Source organism: Brachybacterium sp. HMSC06H03 (assembly GCF_001807385.1).
In the GTDB taxonomy this organism is placed as follows: domain Bacteria; phylum Actinomycetota; class Actinomycetes; order Actinomycetales; family Dermabacteraceae; genus Brachybacterium; species Brachybacterium conglomeratum.
In genome coordinates this window covers 1-2695 of the sequence record NZ_KV788865.1, presented here as the reverse complement: position 1 = coordinate 2695, position 2695 = coordinate 1, and the positions used below count along the sequence as shown (strand labels likewise).

The 2695-nt window shown below is 74.0% G+C and carries 2 protein-coding genes and 1 pseudogene; 2 read left to right on the top strand and 1 reads right to left on the bottom strand.

Translation table 11 applies throughout. The features are described 5' to 3' along the window. Positions 1–474 (top strand): winged helix-turn-helix domain-containing protein (locus tag HMPREF3159_RS11340; protein ID WP_141748193.1); only part of this gene is annotated, 474 nt, incomplete at its 5' end. 753 nt (positions 475–1227) lie between these two features. On the opposite strand, the gene HMPREF3159_RS11335 is transcribed toward HMPREF3159_RS11340, so the two are convergent. Beyond that, positions 1228–2019 (bottom strand): protein phosphatase 2C domain-containing protein, encoded by a 792-nt coding sequence (locus HMPREF3159_RS11335; RefSeq protein ID WP_070501116.1) that lies wholly within the window; start codon positions 2017–2019, stop codon positions 1228–1230. 104 nt (positions 2020–2123) lie between these two features. Here HMPREF3159_RS11335 and HMPREF3159_RS11330 point away from each other — a divergent pair. Next, positions 2124–2695, top strand: a pseudogene (locus HMPREF3159_RS11330) (chromosome partitioning protein); the annotation flags it as partial.

Here is a 2695-nt window from a genome sequence, read left to right as displayed (position 1 = left end):
CCCCTGCCGCCCCGCGCCCAGGGCGCCGCCGCGGTGAGCCCGCTGCGGCCGCGTCGCAAGGGGATCGTCTCCCCGAACTCGCCGGCGCGTCGCGACGCAGAGGCGGCCCGCCGCCGCCAGCTGCAGGCCACGGCCGTCAGCCCCGCGAGCCCCTCGCTGGCCCCTGAGGACTCGCTGGTCATCGACCTGTTCGGCCGCCGGGTGCGGATCGACGGACAGGACGTGGACTTCACCCACAAGGAGTTCGAGCTGCTGGCCAAGCTGGCCCGCGACTCGCGCCGCACCATCTCCCGCACCGAGCTCATGGAGTCGGTCTGGGCCGATGCACCCGAGGACACCGGTGAGCGAACGGTCGACGTGCACGTGCGCCGCGTGCGCACCAAGCTCGGCCGCTACCGCCGCCTGATCTCGACGGTGCGCGGCGCCGGCTACCGCCTGGACCCGGGCAGCGACGTCGCGGTCCTGGGGTCCTGAGGCGCGGAGGCGCCGGGCCGGGCGGGGTCGTCCCTGCTCCGGGCCCGGCACGCTCCGGCCGCGTCGGCTGCGCGCCGACCGGATCTGCCGTGCTCCGGCTGGGTCGCCGGTCGCGCGCCGTGCTCCGGCCGCGCCGTCGGCCGTGCGGGATCAGCGGCGAACCGCCATGGAATGCGACGAGCGGCCCGGAGCTCTCAGCCGACAGTGTCGGGGGCTCACGGACCGCTCGTCAGGCCTGTCGTCCGTCAGGGGTGGGTGCGGGCGAACAGGCTGGACGGGCTGCCACAGGTGGGGGAACCTGGCATTGTCGCCCGTCCGGCCGCTCCCCATGAGGGGGGTCTTGAGGAACGGCACATCTCTCAAATTTTCAATGTCTTCCGACGCTCGGAACACTACCAGCCGAACGCGGGGGTTTCATCCCCCGAAGACCGACTCCGTCCGTTCTTCACGTCACGCTCCCCGCTGGGGCTCGCGACGCCTTCCCGAACGACGTCGTGACACCGAGTCTAGGCCCTGGATCGCCGTCTGTAAACGCACGGGGGCGTCCTGTTCTTGCAGGTGACGTGCAGGAAACATAGTTCGGACGACACGCCTGGAAAAGGTCGAGCGATCCCCATGAAAGCGTCAAGAGTCGCGGTCGGAGGGCACTTCGCGGACGCGGCACCGCCGCCCGGCCGGATGGTCGGCGCTCCGGTCACCCTCGACGTCGATCCCGCACTCCCACTGCGCATGCACGGTTCTCCCAGCTGCACCTCAGGGGTGATTCGTCCGTGATGCCCGATCCTCCACGATGGGAGCTCGAAGATGGAGGGTGAGCGAGGTCGCGTCGTCGTGGCGCTTGCGCGGCGCCCGCTCCGGGGCCAGCGCGTCCTCCGCTCGCCGGATCGAGGAGATCACCGCCCGCGGATCTGCGGAGAGGGCGCGAGCGAGCGAGACGTCGTCGTGCAGCCCCAGCAGCTCCACCGCCCGGGTCACGCCGTCACTGAGCAGATGGACGGCCGCGAGGTCCGCGAGCGGGACCCGGCCCGTCAGCGCCTCGTCCGCGGCCGCCGGCTCGTGACGGGCGACCCAGAAGCCGCCGGGGGCGTTGCGGCACGCCTCGATCGCCTCGGCGCCGCGCTCGCGGCGCACCACCTCCTCGATGCGCCGGTCGGTCAGGCGCACGACGGAGCCGTCCCGATGCTCCAGGAGCAGGGAGGCGTCGCAGAGCACGAGGTGCTCGAGGTGCGTCCCGGTGCGGCGCACGGCGGCCACGGTGGCCGAGGGGCCGCCCGCCTCGAGGTCGCACTCGTGCTCGTGCAGGGAGCGGACCTCGCCGATCGCGGCGGCGAGGGCGCCGGCGAGCGGGAGGGAGGGGTCCTGGGCGCGGGCGAGGAGGCGGGCGGCGAGGGTGTGGGAGAACCAGGCGACGCCGTGACGGCATCCGGAGCGGAAGCGGGCGGGCACACCGGCCCCGTCCAGGACCACGGCGACCTCGCCCAGCACCCCCGCCGCGTCCTCGTCCGCGCCGGGCACGGCCGGGTCGCTGAGGGACGTGATGTGCACGCCGCCACTGTAGGCGCGGGAGGGAGCCGCCGCGCCCGTAGAGTGGTCCCGAACCTCTGCCGCGGACCCCGTCCGGCGGCGCTCAGCATGGAAGGGATGACCAGATGATCGCGCAGGCGCGCATCACCTCCGAGACGACCGCCACGGTGCATCTGGCGGACGAGTCCGTCGAGGTCTCCGGGGCCGACCTCCCCGAGATCCGGGACCGGGTCAAGCAGGTCTTCATCACCTCCGCCAAGAGCGCCGACGAGGAGCTCGACGTGGTCATCGTCGAGCCCGACGTACGTCACCACCTGCGCGTGGAGCCGAGCGGCCGGATCTCCCCGCGCGAGGCCGACGACCGCCCGCTCTTCGGCCCCGGGGCCGACGAGCCGCTGATCGCGCCGCCGCTCATGGTCACCGGAGAGCATCCCGCGGTCGACGCCGAGGACGCGCCGGCCGCGCGTCCCCACCGTGCGCGCCGGCGCAGGGCCGCCGCGAAGCCGCCGAGCACCGTGCCGGGCTCCGCGAACGGTGCCGCCGAGTCGACCGGGGAGCATGCGGCGGTGACGACGGGCGAGCACGCCCGCATCTCGCCGTTCGCTCCCGAGGCCGGCGACGTGACGGTGGCCGGTGTCGCACCGTCGGCGGCCGCGCCCGCCTCGAGCTCCGCGGCCTCGGCCGCCTCCGCCTCCTC